Origin of the sequence: Thalassoroseus pseudoceratinae (assembly GCF_011634775.1) — a bacterium.
GTDB classification, from domain to species: Bacteria; Planctomycetota; Planctomycetia; order Planctomycetales; family Planctomycetaceae; genus Thalassoroseus; species Thalassoroseus pseudoceratinae.
The window spans coordinates 92,818-108,459 of sequence record NZ_JAALXT010000004.1 but is presented as its reverse complement, the minus strand read 5'-3'; the positions used below and the strand labels follow the sequence as shown (position 1 = coordinate 108,459).

Sequence of the window (15,642 nt, the reverse complement as noted above, 5' to 3'; positions counted from 1 at the left end):
AAGGGAGGTGCCGCATGAGAAACTTCGAATATGCTCGGCCCGAAACCGAAGCGGAAGCCGTCGAATTGCTCGGCGAACACGATGGCAACACCGCCGTCCTCGCTGGTGGAACCGATCTGCTGAACTTGATGAAAGCCGAACTGGTCGCTCCGCAGCGAGTCGTCGACATCAAGCACGTCGACAGTTTGCATTCCGTCACGGCCGATGACGATGGCGTGCAAATCGGTTCGCTCGTCACGCTCGATGAAATGCAATCCGAACCGCTTCTCGCGGGATATCAGTCGTTGCAAGACGTCATCCGTGGCGTGCGGTCGATTCAGATTCGGCAGATGGGCACGATCGGCGGCGATCTGTGTCACATGCCGAACTGCTGGTACTTCCGCAACGGAAACGGCTTGCTTGGGCTTGAAGACGGTAAGTCCGTCGTGGCTGGTGGTGACAATCGCTATCATGCGATTCTCGGCAACCGTGGCCCGGCCAAGTTTGTTTCCGCGTCTCGATTCGCACCAGCGATGATGGCGTGGGGCGCGAAGGTGCGAGTCATCGGACCGAAGCCACATCATGAACAGTGGATTGATTTGGATTCGTTTTACCGAACTCCAAAGACGGATCGGCAAGGCGTCACGTTGTTGAAACCGGGCCAATTGTTGACGCACATCCGGTTGCCCAGTGCGAGTCGATTATTGAGTGCGAGCTATGAAGTCCTCGAACTCGAAGGTCTCGACTGGCCGTTAGCAGCGGCATCGGCGATGCTTAATGTCGTTGATGGAGTTGTGCGAAATGCTCGCGTGGTGATGGGGCATGTCGCGCCGACCCCGTGGGAATCTCGCGAAGCGGCTGCGGCGATCATCGGACGACCCGTGACCGAAGCCACCGCGGAATCCGCTGGCGAAGCTGCAATTGCTGCGGCGACTCCACTGAGTGAAAACCGCTACAAAGTCCGAGTTGCTCGCACGGCGGTCAAACGTGCGATTTTGGCGGCTGCCGAATCCGCACGGCCTGAAAACCGAAGGGAGGTCTAACCGATGGCGAAACCAAACGACCCCAAACTGCCCGTGATCCAAACCGGCACCCGCTGTCGGCATTTGCTCTCAAAGGGCATGTATATCAACCACGGTTTGCCGCCGGGTGAAGAAGCCGCCGGCGATGGATACTTCTGGTGTGCCCATACGCAAACCATGTTCGGCCCGGATCGCGGCGTGTGCGACCTCGAAGAGTGCTGCGATGCTACACGAAGTTGCTACGAAGAAACGTGATCCATAGCACAGCGGTCGGCAACGGAGACAAAACATCCGCTGCCGATCGCTTGTTTTACGTTGATCACGAGTCGATGAATAGGAATGAACGCACCGTATGGCTGAAAGCCCCGAGACCTCAGCGTTTGACCAAAGCCGCATTTGGTCGCACGCTCAAAATGTGCGTCCGGAGAGTTTCGAACCGGCGGTGCCTCGATTGCGATATTTGCTCCGCCAAGTCGATCGACTGGCGAAGTCGAATCATCCAACGGTGTTGAATATCGGTCTCGGCAACGGCTATTTCGAGAGGGAAGCAAAACGTCTCGGCTGGGAAATTGTTTCACTTGATCCCGATGCCGAAGCCCTGCAACGGGTCGCGAATGAAGGCATTCGAGCCGTCGCCGGTCGCATCGAGCAGATGCCCTTTGCCGACGAATGTTTCGATTTCATCGTGGCGAGCGAAGTGCTCGAACATCTCACCGCCGATCAACGACAACGCGGCGTCGCCGAGATTGCCCGAATTCTACGGCCCGGCGGTCGGTTCCTCGGAACGGTACCCTACCGCGAAGACCTGCGACTTCGCGAATGCGTGTGTCCCCAATGCGGTTTTCAGTTTCATCAGTTCGGACATCACGAATCTTTCACGCAGGAGAAGATGACGGACGAGCTTGCCGCGTGGTTCACTGAAGTCAGCGTGCGACGAACCGCCTTCGTCGATTTCCGTAGACGCGGTTTCGGCGGACGCGTGAAATCGTTGATCCGCTGGGGATTCGGCAAAGCCGGTCAGCAAATTGCGGATCCGAAACTCTAGTGGATTGCAACAAAACGGCTAAGTGAATCCAATACGAAGACGTCGGTCGATTGATGCAGACTCAGGGTAAAGAACGGATGCCATGACGACACTGGTTGCGGAATTTTTGTTGCAATCGTTGACGATTATCGTCGCGGGAACATTCCTAGCGAAGTTTGCCGATGCGCTCGGTGATCGACTCGGTCTCGGACGTACATTGGCCGGCATGTTACTCATGGGCATTGCCACGAGTCTGCCGGAACTCGTGGTGGGTTGCAGTGCCGCGATGATTGACGCTCCGGATCTTGCCGTCGGCGATTTGCTCGGGAGTTGCGTTTTCAACCTGTTTCTGTTGGCTGTTCTCGACCTGGTTTACCGCTCTGGCGGGAAGTTGTTTTCCCACGAGGCCGCCGCTCACGGGTTATCCGCCGCGAGTGTCATTCTGCTGACGGGCATTGTCCTGCTTTTCATTCAGTTGCCAGAGTCGATCGAATTGGGGCCGATCGGTCTTGGCTCGGTCATGCTAGGCCTGGCGTACATGGGATGTGCTCGCATGATCTTCTACGATCAACGGTACCAGCTTGCGAATGCTCAGCCTGCGGAGTCTGATGATCCGCTGGCGAATCAACCGCCGCAAATGAAACTCGTGCCAGCTTTGCTCGGTTATTTGGCCCTGACAGGAGTCGTGTTTGTTGCCGCGTGGTATCTGACGCACACCGCTGACGAGATCGTAAAACAAACCGGACTGGGCTCAAGTATTGTAGGAACGATTCTGCTTGCGGGTGTGACATCGCTTCCCGAGATCACCACAACTCGCGCCGCACTACGAATCGGAGCATTCGACTTGGCGGTCGGCAATATCTTCGGAAGCAACTCGTTCAATATCGTGATTCTGATTTTCGTTGACGGTTTCTATCATGGTCCGTTGTTCTCGTCGATCGGCAGCTATCATGCCATTACCTGCGCCGCGATTATCATTATCACATCCGTGGCGTTGCTTGGCTTACTGTTCCAGGCCGAACGACGACTCTGGCTACTGGAATACGATGCCGCCTTGATTGCGATTCTCTCTCTCGGAAGTTTCATCCTCATTGGCTTGATGCACTAAAACACGATTCGTTTCGATGTCGCGTGGGCGTTCTGATTTTGCTGGACGATCTCAGTTCCTGAACGCGACACTTCACCGCCACTCACCTTCACTGTTGGCGACACTGTTCCTCTCGTTCATACCCAAAAAAGAAGCGACCCATCTTGTGGGTCGCTTCGATGCGATCTTGAGCCGTTAACTCGTGGCCGGAATGGGGTCTGTCGCGTGGAGGTCCGGAAACAACAGCTTCTTCCCCTCCACTGCGGACAAGCGAGCCCGTACTACGTGCTAACGAAGACGTGGATTGGCGTTCTCACTTGGTCGTGCCGTGGTGACTGACTGGCGATTGTAAGGATCGGTTCGGTCCGCGATTCCTCGCACGTTCGACTTGTTCTGAGGTGCGTTGTTGTTTTGCCCGTACGGTGCATACGGGTACGGATTCGGTTGGTAAGGCGCGGGAGTACCGTAATTCACCGGACCATAGTTGTACGTCGGGTACCGATTGACGCCGCCAGGGTAAGTGTTGCATTGATTGCACGGTGGCGGAGGACACGGCCGAACCGGAGCACACTGTCGCGGTGGATACACAACCGGTGCGGGTTGCTGATAGTTCACGTGGTAGTTGATCGATGTCGGTGGGCAGTATCGTGCGGCTCGGTAGACCGGTGTAAGACAGCCAAACGCCGTCTTTTGGTTGGTGTAACGGTCGGCAGCGGAGCCGGTCGCGTTGGTTCCCAGAATCACGGTCGTGGCGATCGCGGCGAGTTTCATTGTCACGTTCATTGCTGAGCTCCTCTTAGCTTCATTTCCAGGGGAAGGTCGAACGAAATCGACTTGGGATGCGAAGTAATGCAGAAGTTGCATTCCCTTCGGCAGGAATATGTCCAGGCTGGAGGACTTTTCCGACAGTCGCTTGAAAAAAAGTGGAATTTCTGGCGTTCGCTGTCGGTGTCTGTCAGATCAAGACGACACGCCGCCATATAGGGGTGTCGGAACCGCATCAATTGCGGCGCGAAGCATTGCAGGATTGCAGAGAATTTCTTGTAGGTTCTGCGATCGTTTGCAATCTTTCCCGTCAAGCCCAAATGCGAATGAAATTTTCTAGTCGAGGCATATCAATGACTTACGTGAAATATCGGATTCCTATTGACCCGCAAGAATCGCTTTGGCACACCGCCTGCATTAGTGCCAATCATCCTGAGTCGAACGGCCAACAGAAACTTAACAAACTCACAAAGTTGGCCCCTTCGAATCTTCTGGATAACACTTTTCAACAACTAACACAGCAAGTGAAGGGAATCCCAATGCTCGTTCTTACTCGCAAGACGTCCGAAATGATTCAAGTTGGCGACGATATTGTTATCAAAGTGATTCGCACCGGCAAAAGCACCGTCAAAATTGGTATTGAAGCTCCGTCGAACGTTCGCGTCCTGCGAGCGGAACTCTGCGATGAAGCCGAACCAGTCGCGACGCCAAACGCCAACGCGGTTACGACTCGCGATACCAACGCCGCTTCGCTGTCGGTTTGCTCAGATCAATACCCGCACGTGGCATAAGACGCTCACGTGACCGTGATGAGATGCTTGGAATTTTTGAACTCTAACCTTCTGATTTTTCCATTTCCGCCATCCGCCTGACTCAGAACAAACAGGCAAAGCTCGCAGGATCGCGAGGCTGAAAGGGATGGCTTGATTCGCGGACCCGAGGAAACGGGCCAACACGCTGCAGGGAGAGGCAGCCGGCTTGGGTTTCTCGCCGTCTTCGCGAAAGGACTTTGTTCGATGGCTGAATTCACAAAACAATCTTGCGGGGCAAATGGCGTGCGATCTGGAATGGCTCGGTTGGGACTGGGCTTGGCAATGATCGTGGCGACACTATCGACAACCAACCTGTTCGGCGACGACTTCGCCAACAATACGAACGGGTTCTGCAAGACACCGACATATCGCAACACGCAGTACAACACCACCTACGAAACCGATGACCGATACCGCCCGACGAGCTACGAATCCTCGTCACCGTATCGCACGATTTACCCGCCGCAAGCGGGTACCACGTTCATCAGCAATTCATCTGCAACGCCAAACTACGATTCGTTGAATCAACGGCTGCGGGAGTTGCTGGGCTCGGATGATTCGCCACGGTACGACGATTACCGCTCGGATTACCGAGATTACCAAACGCGTCGGGTTCCGACCGATCGGTTTGACCTCACGCATGACGAAATGAATCGTCGGGACTTTGGTTCCTCAATCAGTGACAACTTCGATCGCCACCTTCGACTGGACGATCGACGATACGAAGATGACCGTCGCTATGACAACGACCGTCGATATGAAGACACCTATAGCCGAGATCGTTCGGAACAAGGTCCGCGACTGGACCGTCGGACGCCTAACCGTCGGGAACAAACTCCACGATACGATGACCGGGCTCCGGTACGACGCGATCGAGGAGAAGAACGCCGACCTCCGCAACGAGATCGTGACAACGGTCGCTACGACGATTACCTCAGCCGAACGGAACCAGGCCGATTCGAAGACCGATTGCCACAAGACTGGTCACCGATTCCCCCGCGGAATGAAGGACCGACGTATCAACCGACCGCTCCTGTTGTTCGACCGGAAGACCAACTGTCCGAAAGTGAAAAGATTCAACTGAAGTTGACGGCTCGCTACGGCGACCCAGTGGTGCAACGATTCGTGCAAGCGGTCAGCCCGCAACAAGCGATGAACTTGTTCCAAGAAGCGTCCAACCTGATCGACAGCCGCCACCGTGAGCCAGTTTCTTACCAAGTTCGCTTGCAACGCGGTGCCAGCAACCTGATGGAAGGATTGCGAAACCAAACGTTCACTTCGGCAAACCGATTGCAACCATCTTCGAATCAAATCCAGAGTTTCCAAGCCAGCATGAACCAGTACATCAACGGACGTGCTGTCAACGACCGCAACTCCGCTAGCCAAGTGGTTTGGCAAATCGCAAGCATGGCTCAACAACAAGTTGGCATCCCGACAACCACAACGATCTTGGAGTTTGTGTATGGCTCGACCGAATCTTTGGACAAGTACTCAACTTTCCTTCCGGAAGACCCCCGCTCTGCGAGCTTGCCGGATGAGTTCCAAAATCGCAAAACCGCAGCCACTGGCCTGGAAGACAACATCGTCGGTATCGGCATCGAAGTGAAACCGCACGCCGACGGCATTGAAATCGTCCGACCTCTGCGAGGTGGACCGGCTCAACAGGCCGGAGTGCAAAAAGGTGACATCGTTGTGGCGATCAACGGTCGTCGGTTGGCTGGTCAGAACATGAACTACGCTGTCGACATGATCGGGGGACCGCTCGGAAGTTCACTCAGCATGACGATTGTTCGCAACGGTCAACAACTCTCGCCGATCACCGTGACCCGCCAAAACGTGCGAGTCTACAGCGTCAGTGAAGTGGAAATGAAGGAGAACAAAACCGGGTACATCAAACTCGACAAGTTTGCTCAAAGTTCCAGTCAAGAAGTTGATGAAGCCTTGTGGCAACTGCACCGTCAAGGAATGCAAAGCCTGATCTTCGACCTGCGTGGCAACCCCGGTGGTTTGCTGACAACGGCGATCGAAATTAGCAACAAGTTCCTGCCCAGCGGAGTGATTGTCTCGACCCACGGCCGAACTCAACAAGACGAAATGCAAGAATCCGCTACCTACGCTCAAACTTGGAAAGTCCCGCTGGTTGTGCTGGTTGATGGTGACTCGGCTTCGGCAAGTGAAATCTTCGCAGCCGCCATTCAGGACAATAAACGAGGTTTGGTCGTCGGACAGCAAAGCTACGGAAAAGGCACCGTGCAAACGCACTTCCCTCTCCAAAGTGTCGCTGGCAATCTGAAACTGACCACCGCCAAGTTTTACGCTCCCAGTGGTCGTGAGATGGCTGGAGCCGGTGTCACGCCGGACATCACAGTGCAGAAATCCTCCTACCGTGACGGCAACATGGCCAGCAACTACGACCGCGAGTTGGAAGCTGCCATGCAAGTGGCTTCTGGCCGAGATGTGCAGGAGTTGGCCTCCGCAAAAGACCGTCAACAACAAACCCTACCCGTCAACTACCAACAACGACGGTAACCCAAACGCCACTTCGGCCCAGTAATCCGAATCCCCCGACCGCCCGCACGGTCGGGGGATTTTTTTGTTTGTCATCCCCAGCATGTCGCTCGGAAAGCGGCTCTTATGACCAACTGTAAAGATTCCCGTGAACCAAAACGCAGCAGCATTCGTTGATTAAGTTGAAAAGCAGCGTGTCGACCAACAGTTTCTGCTTCTCTATCAGTTACTACTCATTCCAACGTTTTCCATTGGCGTCTGCGCACGTACAATGGTGCAACAACTTATTGAATGTTTGTTTAAGGATCCCAAGACTCAAATCATGTCCTCTGTCTTACCCACAATTTCATCTGCCGACGCTCCCTATGAAGATCCGCTCGACTTGATGGACGAAATCGATCGTCTGAAGGCGGAAAAAGACGCGTCGATTCTGGCTCACTACTATGTTGATGGGGAGATCCAGGACATCGCCGATTTCAACGGCGACAGTTTGCAACTCGCTCGCGACGCCACAAAAGTGACGACTTCGACGATTGTGTTCGCAGGCGTACACTTCATGGGGGAGTCCGCGAAGATTTTGAACCCGGAAAAGCGAGTTCTCGTGCCGGATCTCTTGGCAGGGTGTTCACTTGCGGAAAGTTGCCCTGCGGACAAACTAGCCGCTTATCAACAGAAACTGCGTGATGAAGGGCGCGATTTCCTCACGGTTGCGTACATTAATACCTCGGCGGCGGTGAAATCGCTGACCGACTGGATCGTCACCAGCGGCAACGCACGGGAAATCATCGAGAAACTCCCCGAGGACAAAGAAATCCTGTTTGTTCCGGATCAACACCTGGGACGTTATTTGGAGGAAGTCAGCGGGCGGAAGATGATTCTGTGGCCCGGTGCGTGCATGGTGCACGAAATTTTCAGCGTGCAAGACCTGCTGCGGGCCAAACGAAACAATCCCGAGTCCATCGTGATCTCTCACCCAGAGTGTCCGCATTCGATTTTGGAAGTCAGCGATTTCATTGGTGGCACCGAAAAGATGCGGAAATACGTCGCTTCGATCGAAAAACCGACGAAATTCCTCGTCGCGACCGAAGCTAACATGATTCACCCATTGCAGTTAGCGGCTCCACACCATGAATTCGTTCCGGTACCTGGGATCATGACATCCACCGGCGAAACCTGTGCTTGTAACCGATGCCCGCACATGGCCCGAAACACTCTGGCGAAAGTCCGTGACTGTCTGAAGTACGGCCAACCCGAAATCACTTGGCAACCGTACTTCGAGAAAGCTCAAGAAGTGCTGACCCGCAGTTTGCTTTGAGATTCTTGAGTTCAATCTGATGAAAAATGCGATCCGAATTGAACTTTTATCCGACGAAGCACTCGTTTTATTTGAGTTCCTGACGCGGATCCAAACTGACGAGACACTGACGATTTAGCATCCTGGGGAGGAGCAATCGTTGTGGAATCTCCAGTGTTTGCTGGAAAAGCAGTTGCTCGAACCCTGGTTAAGCAATTACGACGAATTGCTTCGTGCAGCTCGCCAGCGTCTTTCGTTTAAAGACGCCGATTAGGTGGTCTGGGTGGTTTGTTGCCACATTTCCGAAAAAGTTGAGTTTTTCGGTCGAATCGATTCAAGAGGTTGGAGCAACTCTTCCGATACCGATAGTGCGAGATCGTTGTTGGTTCGTCCAATCCAAGGCGAAGCTTCAAGTCATGATCTCAATATCCCCCGGAAGCCCCGATGTGTTGGCTGCCCCGCCGACCATCCCAGGAAGGAGTTGCTCGATGTCGTACGGATTGCGTCGTGGAGCGTTGAGTGTCGCGTTTGCTTGGAGTCTCTCCGCTCTCAGTGGTGCCACCACTCATGCCCAAGTGCCAGCCGCGTGCGGAACACAGTGCCAGACTCAAAAAGTCGATGGCGGAACCTGCACACAAACGACATTGCATCCCGTGGTGAAAACCCGGTACCGCAAGGAACAGGTCGTCAGCCATCATCAAGTCACCAAAGTCGGCTCGCGTGTCGAACAATGGTGCGAAACCATCCCCGAAACCAAAGTCTACAACGTCACTCGGGACGAGGGCCATTACCAAATGGTTTGGGTGCCGAAACCCGTCACTCGGCAGTACGCGAAAACCACGTATCGCCAAGAAATGAAACAACGGACGGTTCCCTACAAATACACCGAGACCGTGCCTCGCGTTTGTGAGCAAGTCGTGCCGGAACAGTACGTTTGTTACATTCCGGTCACGAAGACGACGAAAACCACGATGGATGTCACCACGTGCACATCCACCGGACCGGAAATGTGTCCGGCTCCGCAGTGTCCTCCACAACCGACCTGTGCGACTCCCGTCGCCCCGAATTGTGCGGTTCCCGGTATCACGGAAGGGGCCATTCCGGCTCCGATGACCGCCACTCCAGTGGCTCCGCCGACTTATGTTCCGCAAGAAATTGCACCGTTGACCAGCGGCGGATACTACCCCCAAGGACCGAACTTGGTTCCTGATCCGCAGAACCTGGCACCGCCCGCCGCGACGAACGGCCAACCGTGGACTTCGGTTCCGCCTCGGCAAACGAACGCCTACCAAAAGAACTATAATCAAATGGTTCAAATGCAGGCTCGGCAACGGCAGCAAGCGATGCAAATGCAAGCTCAACAACGCCAACGTGCCATGCAGGTTCAAGCCCAGCGAGTTCAACAAGCTGGCTACACCGTGCGACCACACTAATCACCAATCGAAGCACTCGATGAGTGATTGCAGAACATGCGAAGAAGCCCGCCACAACATTGGCGGGCTTTCTTCATTTACCGCCGGTACCAACTGATGAGCCGTGGAATGTCGCCAGCTTTGGCCAGCGTCCGCGTGCGACTTCGAGCCGCTCGACTCCCGAGTGCCGGTGAGTATCCGTGGTGATGGTCCGCAACCGTCAATGCGGTCACAATGTCTTCGCGAATCAGTTCCGACCGCCCTGCTCCAACAGCTAACGCTCGTGCGAGCCACAAAACGACCGGCACCATCAACGCCAAACTATGAAAGCCCTCCACAAACGGAACGTGGTAATATGCAGACCCGCAAAAGTGGAGTCCTTGAATTTTTACGCGAAAATACCGTGTAAATAGTTCGTCCGTGTCACTGGGAGGAGGACCGAATTCCTGCTCCATCGCATCAAATGGCACGCCGGAGAACTTTTCATGTAGGACCGGAACAGTGCCTCGGCCACGAGCATACTTCACCGCTGCCCGCAGCAGACGGAACCGTCCTTTCCATCCCGCGTCCAAATCGCTAGCGGTATCTCGCCGCGCGTACTGTGCGACCAACATGCGAAACAACATCCGCCCACTGCGACTGGGTTGTTCCGGCTCCGGTGAAGAAGAAATCTGGATCGCCGCTTCTTCGGCAATAATGCCCAATAATTCCGCGAGCCGAACACCACGGACGGATTCGAACGTCATTTCACCAATCAAGTTCGCCCAAAACAACGCCCGATGGAGCTGAACATCGAAGGGGACGGCGGGATCCGCGAAGATTCGATCGAGCGTTTCGGTCAGTTGCAGTAGATCTGCCCAATCCACAGTTTGCCCGGGGGAAATCTCCGGCGAATCTGTCTTGAGCTTCTTGCCTTCCGTGACAGCCTTCGCGATTCGGCCGATCTCTTTGGCATTGTCTGCCAGCGGTGTGCCCTTGTTTTCCACAACGGATGGGCAACTGAATCGCAAGCTCACCGTGACTTCCTGACCCGAAGGGTGCAACGCATACGGATAAACTCGGCACGCCAATGGTTTTGCTGGTTCGCCAAACTTGGCATGAATCCGGCATAGACCCTCGTCATTCAAAAAAATGCAGCCACCATCAGCCGCATGATTGAGTCGCCATCCGCGACCGTGTCGTACGACAACCGGACGATCCGCCGGGATGCCGTCTTCCGCAGTCCAATTCTGCTTCTCGATCCGCGTTTTTTCTTCCTCCGTGATCTCGATGAGGTGTTGCCGACAACAACCGCTACAGTTGTGACAACTCCAATTCTGGATTACAGGCAAACGCAACTTGGGACGGGCCATAGGTCAACACGAGGGAAAAGGCACGGGGCGAGAAGCAAAACATTATACGCAGCTGACCCAACGGACCCAACCTTCTCCGTCGTTCAAAACAATCGCTTTTGCTTGAATCCGGCTTCGTCATCACGCTCACCGGGCCAACTTGCGAGGTCCGGCAATGTTGGCAGATATTTGCTCAATTCCTGATGGAATCGGCGAGCCAACTCCGGCGCGAAAAAGTCATCGGGAGTGTGCAGAAAGATGTAGGGCGTCAGTCCGCTTTCAATCCAATCCGCGACAACGGGAGCCCATTCCGCGACCCAAGGTTGGACACGCTCTAGCTGATTACGGCCGATGAAACGTACAAATGGAATTGAACCCGTCACACTTGTTCGGAATGGGACATTGGGTTTTCGGGTTTGTGACCTGGCTTCACTTTCATCCGTTGCCGGTGCGGAGTACAGAGGTCGGCTATCGAGCAAGACTCGGTCAAACTGTCGCTCACGGAGAAGTTTCTCGAATCCATTTTCGATCGGGCCGTCATCAAAGTAATCTCGGTGTCGGACTTCGACGGCCAACGGAAACTCCGCTGGCCATTCCTCGATGAACCGTTGCAACTTAGGAAACTCGCTGCCGGAAAAAGTCGGTGGAAGTTGCAAGAATGACGGGCCGAGACAATCGTATTGACGAAATGTTTCGAGCAGCTCGATAAACATCGACGTTTCAGCCTTGGTGGTGCTGAGTCGGCGTTCGTGAGTGATGTCTTTGGGGAACTTCGTCGCAAATCGAAAACCCAGTGCGACGGATTCAGCCCATCGCAACGCGGTGGCTTGTGCCGGTAGTCCATAGAAAGTGCTATTGACTTCAACGGTGTTAAAAACACTCGAATACTGTGGCAAATAGTCGTCCCGCGTCGCAGACCGGCTATACAATGTGCCATTCCAACGCGAGTTGGCCCAAACGGGACAACCAATATGGTACGGCATTGATAAGGTCGGAGTGCACATGAATGAACGGTATCTCGTTGAAGCAGTTCGGTGTTCTCGATTCTAAGTGGCAAACAAGCAGCGTGTTCGGTAGTTTATGTCTAGTGAGGTGCCTCTCAATAGTTGCCTCGAACTGAAACGCCGTTCTCCGGTCGTCATTCTAGCCAACAGGTATCGCTATGAAGACATTCTCGTTTCGTCGTCGTCGAGGCAATTCCATCGTACTTTCAATATTTGCATGTGTGCTTGCGTTCGCATCGTTTTGTTTAAGTCCTTCATTGTTTTCAGCTGATGCAGACGATCAGGAAAAAACCGAGGACCAATACGCGGCTCGACTCTATATTGGTAACCATGATGGTTCGGAATTGAAACCCTTAGTCAGCCAAGATGGGTTCTCTACCCAAGGTTCTCCAGATTGGTGCGACGACGGAACTCGCATTGCCTTTGACACATGGGATTCGAAAGGGGGGCAGTCGGGGAATCAAGCTGTGATTGCCGTTGTTGATGCCGATGGCAGCAATGCCCGCATACTAGGAGACGGGGCAATGCCGAGCTTCTCACCGGCCGGACATCGAATCGCCTTTTCTCGGTATAAGGAACGTGGTGTCTGGGTGATGAGCAGCGAAGGTCCTGAGGAACTGTTGTCTTTGATCGACGACAAAGGCTGGGGAGCCGATTGGTCACCGGACGGCACACGAATCGCTTATACCACCTACGAAGATGGTGGAAATATTGTAGTCTATAGTTTGGTCGAAGGGACTTATCAGCGTTTGTTTTCCGATGACGAGAATCCTTATCGTCATTTCTACTGGAACTTTGCGTGGTCTGGAGACAGTCAACAGATCGTGTTTCGGGGAACTCGAAAGAACGGTGGAACGGAAGTCGCAGTTGTCGATGCTCGTGGGGCGAAGCACGGATTGAAGACTGTCTACGATGGTGAAACGCTTCCCGCGTTAGCATGGAGTCCCGACTCGAAGACAATTCTAGTGACGATACGCAATCCTGATGAAGGCAAGCGTTGGCAACTGCATGCTATTGACGCGGTCAATCCTGGTGAGCCGAAACGCCTATCCGGGCAAGTGAAAGGTGGTCAGTTCACCGATATGGCTTACTCACCGGATGGTCAACAAATCGCTGTGACGACTGTTCTCCCAAAGGGGAAGAAGTGAGCATGACGGTACAAAGAACTAGGGGCTGAAAAGGTTGTCTGTCAGACCTTCATTCGTGGCATCCACACCGGGCGGTCTTACTTCAACTTGATGACTTCCACATCATCGACCCACGCTTCCCGTCCGACAGCTAGGCGTAATCGACTCTTGGTGGCGTGCCCGATTCCTGGCGATTGGAATGCCCCAACTTTCTTGTCATCAATCATAACAGTGATTTCATCGCCAATGATTTGGACTTGAAGTTGATGCCATTCATCTTTGGAGAACTTGAGCTTCGAGAACTTGACCGTCTTCTTGAGTAGCTCTTTGTCTTGTGGAGTCGATTCGGCAGCGAGCCGTCGTGTTCTTACTGCTTCGTTCATTCGGCCGGTTTTGAGGTCAACAAGTTCTAAACGCCCCGGATGAATTTTCGCCATACAGATGTGGCCGGCATGAACGGACTTTTCTTTCATGTCGGCAATATTGATGCCCAAGTTGTCTTTGGGGCCTAGTTTAAATCGGAGCTTGATAATAGCATCTTTGAAGGCGGCTTCATGTGTAACGGAAACTCCATGGTCAGCCACTTCGGCACGTTTGATGTGCATCGCGCCGTCAACGAGATCAACTTGCTTGTGACCCTTCGCGCGGGTCCGGCTATTCGTTCCCCAGCCATTTCCCACTTGTTCTTTGGTAGGGTCTTTCTCGTCACGGTTGAAGTCATCTTGAATGAGTGTTGTCCCCTGACCACTTTCTGCTTGGAGATTCGATTGCCACAAGCTGTTGCAGCCAAAAGTGACTAAGATCGCGAGAGCGAATTGATAGGGTTCGTGCATGGACTATTCTTTCTGTTTTGCTGGTTGTCGGGTGTATTAGAAATTTAGTGGCAGATGTATTCGGCTAAACTGTGAATGCTCGTTTTTAACCTTCGGTAGGGTAACCCGCGTTCTTCCAACCGCTCCAACCGCCGTCCATACTGATAACGCTGCTATAGCCCATTTTTTGAAGTGCGTCGGCAGCGAGTGCAGAACGGAAGCCACCTCCACAATAGAGGACTAGTGGGGCGTCGGTGTCAGGAATGTTCTTTTCGATATCACGCTCGATAACACCCTTGCCTAGATGAATCGCACCCGGCAGATGGCCGTTGGCATATTCGCTTTCCTCACGGACATCAATCAGGTGAAATGTTACACCTGCGTCGAGTCTTTGTTTGACGTCATCGACGTTGCATTCTTGGACGCGTGTTTTGGCATCGTTGACAATCTCGAGAAACAGTGGGGAATGCTTCTTTCCCATGGAATTTGCCCTGGTGATTCTAGAGTTTAGGAGACTATAGAGATTGCAAGAAATTGATAATGGCATCGTTAACGATCGCGGGTTGCTCAAGTGGTGCCATATGGCCAGCTTGAGGCACCACGACCGCTTTGCCGTTGGGGATCGATTCTGCAATCGTTTGCATTTCGGATGGCGACGTCAGTTCATCGTCTTCACCAACGACGACCAAAGTCGCGACGCTAATAGTCGGTAGGAGTTCGGTCATGTCAGGACGAAGTGACATCCCCCACGAAGCCGCCGCGATCCCATTGGGTGAGGCATCCCGAATCATCTGCTGGACGAACTCCACCAGTTCGGGGTGTTCCGCACGCGAGTGGTTGGAAAAGATCTTTGATGGCATCGATTTTGATAGAAACTCAGGGCCATCGGCGATGACTTTTTCAGCAACATCGTGACGGGTGGCGACGGCGGCTTCGGAGTCCGCGGTGGCTTTAGTGTCACAAAGGATCAAACCTCGCAACTTTTCCGGGTAATGATGGGCGAATTGCCATGCGATGTAACCGCCCATCGATAGTCCGCAGAAGACGATCGGCTCGGCGACTTCCATTTGTTCAAGTAAGTCGGCAAGGTCGTCCGCGAATTGTGTCATGGAAATGACGCCAGTTGTTGCGGGCGATTCACCAAAACCGCGTAGGTCGGGGGCAATCACGCGATGTGTTTGCGAGAGCGTGGCCGTCTGTTTCCGCCACATCCGGTGGTCTACTGGGAATCCATGAACGAGCAGCACAGTCGGGCCATGCCCCTGGTCGAGGACGTTGAGTTCGGTATCTTCCAAGGAAATTCGCGGCATCAGTTCGCTCAGGGAGGTGGTGCGTGGAAAGCGACAAACGTCTGTATGTTATCTTGACGCTGCGGCTTGGAAAAGTGGTGGCGACAATCGACAGGGTGTGCTACCGAGGGTCAACACTGGATACGCGGATTTGGTTTCCTTTTAGTCGGTGGCGG

The 15,642-nt window shown here is 53.7% G+C and carries 15 protein-coding genes; 9 read left to right on the top strand and 6 right to left on the bottom strand.

From position 1 onward, the window contains the following. The first annotated feature begins 14 nt into the window (after positions 1-14). The 4 genes from G6R38_RS14750 (at position 15) to G6R38_RS14735 (ending at position 3,133) form a co-directional block, all read left to right on the top strand. Complete coding sequence (locus tag G6R38_RS14750) at positions 15-1,022, top strand: FAD binding domain-containing protein (protein ID WP_166826983.1); 1,008 nt, start codon at positions 15-17, stop codon at positions 1,020-1,022. Positions 1,023-1,025: 3 nt separating this feature from the next. Then, positions 1,026-1,256 carry a hypothetical protein gene (locus tag G6R38_RS14745; RefSeq protein WP_166826980.1) on the top strand — a complete coding sequence of 77 codons (231 nt, stop codon included), beginning with the start codon at positions 1,026-1,028 and terminating at the stop codon, positions 1,254-1,256. A gap of 97 nt (positions 1,257-1,353) precedes the next feature. After that, a complete protein-coding gene (locus G6R38_RS14740; protein WP_166826977.1) occupies positions 1,354-2,046 on the top strand; it encodes a class I SAM-dependent methyltransferase in 693 nt (230 codons plus the stop codon). A gap of 82 nt (positions 2,047-2,128) precedes the next feature. Further along, positions 2,129-3,133: a sodium:calcium antiporter gene (locus G6R38_RS14735; RefSeq protein ID WP_166826974.1), complete on the top strand. Its 1,005-nt coding sequence runs from the start codon at positions 2,129-2,131 to the stop codon at positions 3,131-3,133. A gap of 267 nt (positions 3,134-3,400) precedes the next feature. Here G6R38_RS14735 and G6R38_RS14730 read toward each other — a convergent pair whose 3' ends face one another. Next, positions 3,401-3,895, bottom strand: a complete 495-nt coding sequence (locus G6R38_RS14730; RefSeq protein ID WP_166826971.1) for a hypothetical protein — start codon at positions 3,893-3,895, stop codon at positions 3,401-3,403. Between the two features lie 335 nt (positions 3,896-4,230). Between G6R38_RS14730 and G6R38_RS28045 the strand changes: the two genes are divergently transcribed. The 4 genes from G6R38_RS28045 to G6R38_RS14710 all read left to right on the top strand — a co-directional run bounded on the left by G6R38_RS28045 (position 4,231) and on the right by G6R38_RS14710 (position 9,924). After that, the gene (locus G6R38_RS28045; protein WP_240928217.1) at positions 4,231-4,668 is read left to right on the top strand and encodes a carbon storage regulator; all 438 of its coding nucleotides are present in this window, start codon (positions 4,231-4,233) and stop codon (positions 4,666-4,668) included. A gap of 225 nt (positions 4,669-4,893) precedes the next feature. Next, complete coding sequence (locus tag G6R38_RS14720) at positions 4,894-7,218, top strand: S41 family peptidase (RefSeq protein ID WP_166826968.1); 2,325 nt, start codon at positions 4,894-4,896, stop codon at positions 7,216-7,218. Between the two features lie 301 nt (positions 7,219-7,519). Then, positions 7,520-8,512, top strand: a complete 993-nt coding sequence (nadA, locus tag G6R38_RS14715; protein ID WP_166826965.1) for a quinolinate synthase NadA — start codon at positions 7,520-7,522, stop codon at positions 8,510-8,512. Positions 8,513-8,979: 467 nt separating this feature from the next. Beyond that, entirely contained in the window at positions 8,980-9,924 is a 945-nt protein-coding gene (locus G6R38_RS14710; RefSeq protein WP_166826962.1) for a hypothetical protein, read from the top strand. Between the two features lie 77 nt (positions 9,925-10,001). Here the strand turns inward: G6R38_RS14710 and G6R38_RS14705 are convergent, their stop codons facing one another. Beyond that, the gene (locus G6R38_RS14705) at positions 10,002-11,255 is read right to left on the bottom strand and encodes a YkgJ family cysteine cluster protein (RefSeq protein ID WP_166826960.1); all 1,254 of its coding nucleotides are present in this window, start codon (positions 11,253-11,255) and stop codon (positions 10,002-10,004) included. Between the two features lie 83 nt (positions 11,256-11,338). Continuing rightward, on the bottom strand, positions 11,339-12,217 hold the full coding sequence (locus G6R38_RS14700; RefSeq protein WP_166826957.1) for a DUF72 domain-containing protein: 879 nt from the start codon (positions 12,215-12,217) through the stop codon (positions 11,339-11,341). A 488-nt stretch (positions 12,218-12,705) separates the two neighbouring features. Between G6R38_RS14700 and G6R38_RS14695 the strand changes: the two genes are divergently transcribed. After that, positions 12,706-13,386 carry a TolB family protein gene (locus G6R38_RS14695; protein ID WP_166826954.1) on the top strand — a complete coding sequence of 227 codons (681 nt, stop codon included), beginning with the start codon at positions 12,706-12,708 and terminating at the stop codon, positions 13,384-13,386. 77 nt (positions 13,387-13,463) lie between these two features. Here the strand turns inward: G6R38_RS14695 and G6R38_RS14690 are convergent, their stop codons facing one another. The 3 genes from G6R38_RS14690 to G6R38_RS14680 all read right to left on the bottom strand — a co-directional run bounded on the left by G6R38_RS14690 (position 13,464) and on the right by G6R38_RS14680 (position 15,487). After that, entirely contained in the window at positions 13,464-14,198 is a 735-nt protein-coding gene (locus G6R38_RS14690; protein WP_166826951.1) for a family 16 glycoside hydrolase, read from the bottom strand. An 85-nt stretch (positions 14,199-14,283) separates the two neighbouring features. Continuing rightward, the gene (locus G6R38_RS14685) at positions 14,284-14,658 is read right to left on the bottom strand and encodes a rhodanese-like domain-containing protein (RefSeq protein WP_166826948.1); all 375 of its coding nucleotides are present in this window, start codon (positions 14,656-14,658) and stop codon (positions 14,284-14,286) included. A 34-nt stretch (positions 14,659-14,692) separates the two neighbouring features. Beyond that, entirely contained in the window at positions 14,693-15,487 is a 795-nt protein-coding gene (locus tag G6R38_RS14680; protein ID WP_166826945.1) for an alpha/beta fold hydrolase, read from the bottom strand. Between the last annotated feature and the right edge of the window lie 155 nt (positions 15,488-15,642).

Bases quoted from the DNA above. Each gene is read 5' to 3' on its own strand.
- G6R38_RS14690 (WP_166826951.1), bottom strand. From the start codon at position 14,198: ATGCACGAACCCTATCAATTCGCTCTCGCGATCTTAGTCACTTTTGGC.
- G6R38_RS14750 (WP_166826983.1), top strand. From the start codon at position 15: ATGAGAAACTTCGAATATGCTCGGCCCGAAACCGAAGCGGAAGCCGTC.
- G6R38_RS14680 (WP_166826945.1), bottom strand. From the start codon at position 15,487: ATGCCGCGAATTTCCTTGGAAGATACCGAACTCAACGTCCTCGACCAG.
- G6R38_RS14700 (WP_166826957.1), bottom strand. From the start codon at position 12,217: ATGCCGTACCATATTGGTTGTCCCGTTTGGGCCAACTCGCGTTGGAAT.
- G6R38_RS14740 (WP_166826977.1), top strand. From the start codon at position 1,354: ATGGCTGAAAGCCCCGAGACCTCAGCGTTTGACCAAAGCCGCATTTGG.
- G6R38_RS14710 (WP_166826962.1), top strand. From the start codon at position 8,980: ATGTCGTACGGATTGCGTCGTGGAGCGTTGAGTGTCGCGTTTGCTTGG.
- G6R38_RS14745 (WP_166826980.1), top strand. From the start codon at position 1,026: ATGGCGAAACCAAACGACCCCAAACTGCCCGTGATCCAAACCGGCACC.
- nadA (WP_166826965.1), top strand. From the start codon at position 7,520: ATGTCCTCTGTCTTACCCACAATTTCATCTGCCGACGCTCCCTATGAA.
- G6R38_RS14735 (WP_166826974.1), top strand. From the start codon at position 2,129: ATGACGACACTGGTTGCGGAATTTTTGTTGCAATCGTTGACGATTATC.
- G6R38_RS14705 (WP_166826960.1), bottom strand. From the start codon at position 11,255: ATGGCCCGTCCCAAGTTGCGTTTGCCTGTAATCCAGAATTGGAGTTGT.
- G6R38_RS14720 (WP_166826968.1), top strand. From the start codon at position 4,894: ATGGCTGAATTCACAAAACAATCTTGCGGGGCAAATGGCGTGCGATCT.
- G6R38_RS14730 (WP_166826971.1), bottom strand. From the start codon at position 3,895: ATGAACGTGACAATGAAACTCGCCGCGATCGCCACGACCGTGATTCTG.
- G6R38_RS14685 (WP_166826948.1), bottom strand. From the start codon at position 14,658: ATGGGAAAGAAGCATTCCCCACTGTTTCTCGAGATTGTCAACGATGCC.
- G6R38_RS28045 (WP_240928217.1), top strand. From the start codon at position 4,231: ATGACTTACGTGAAATATCGGATTCCTATTGACCCGCAAGAATCGCTT.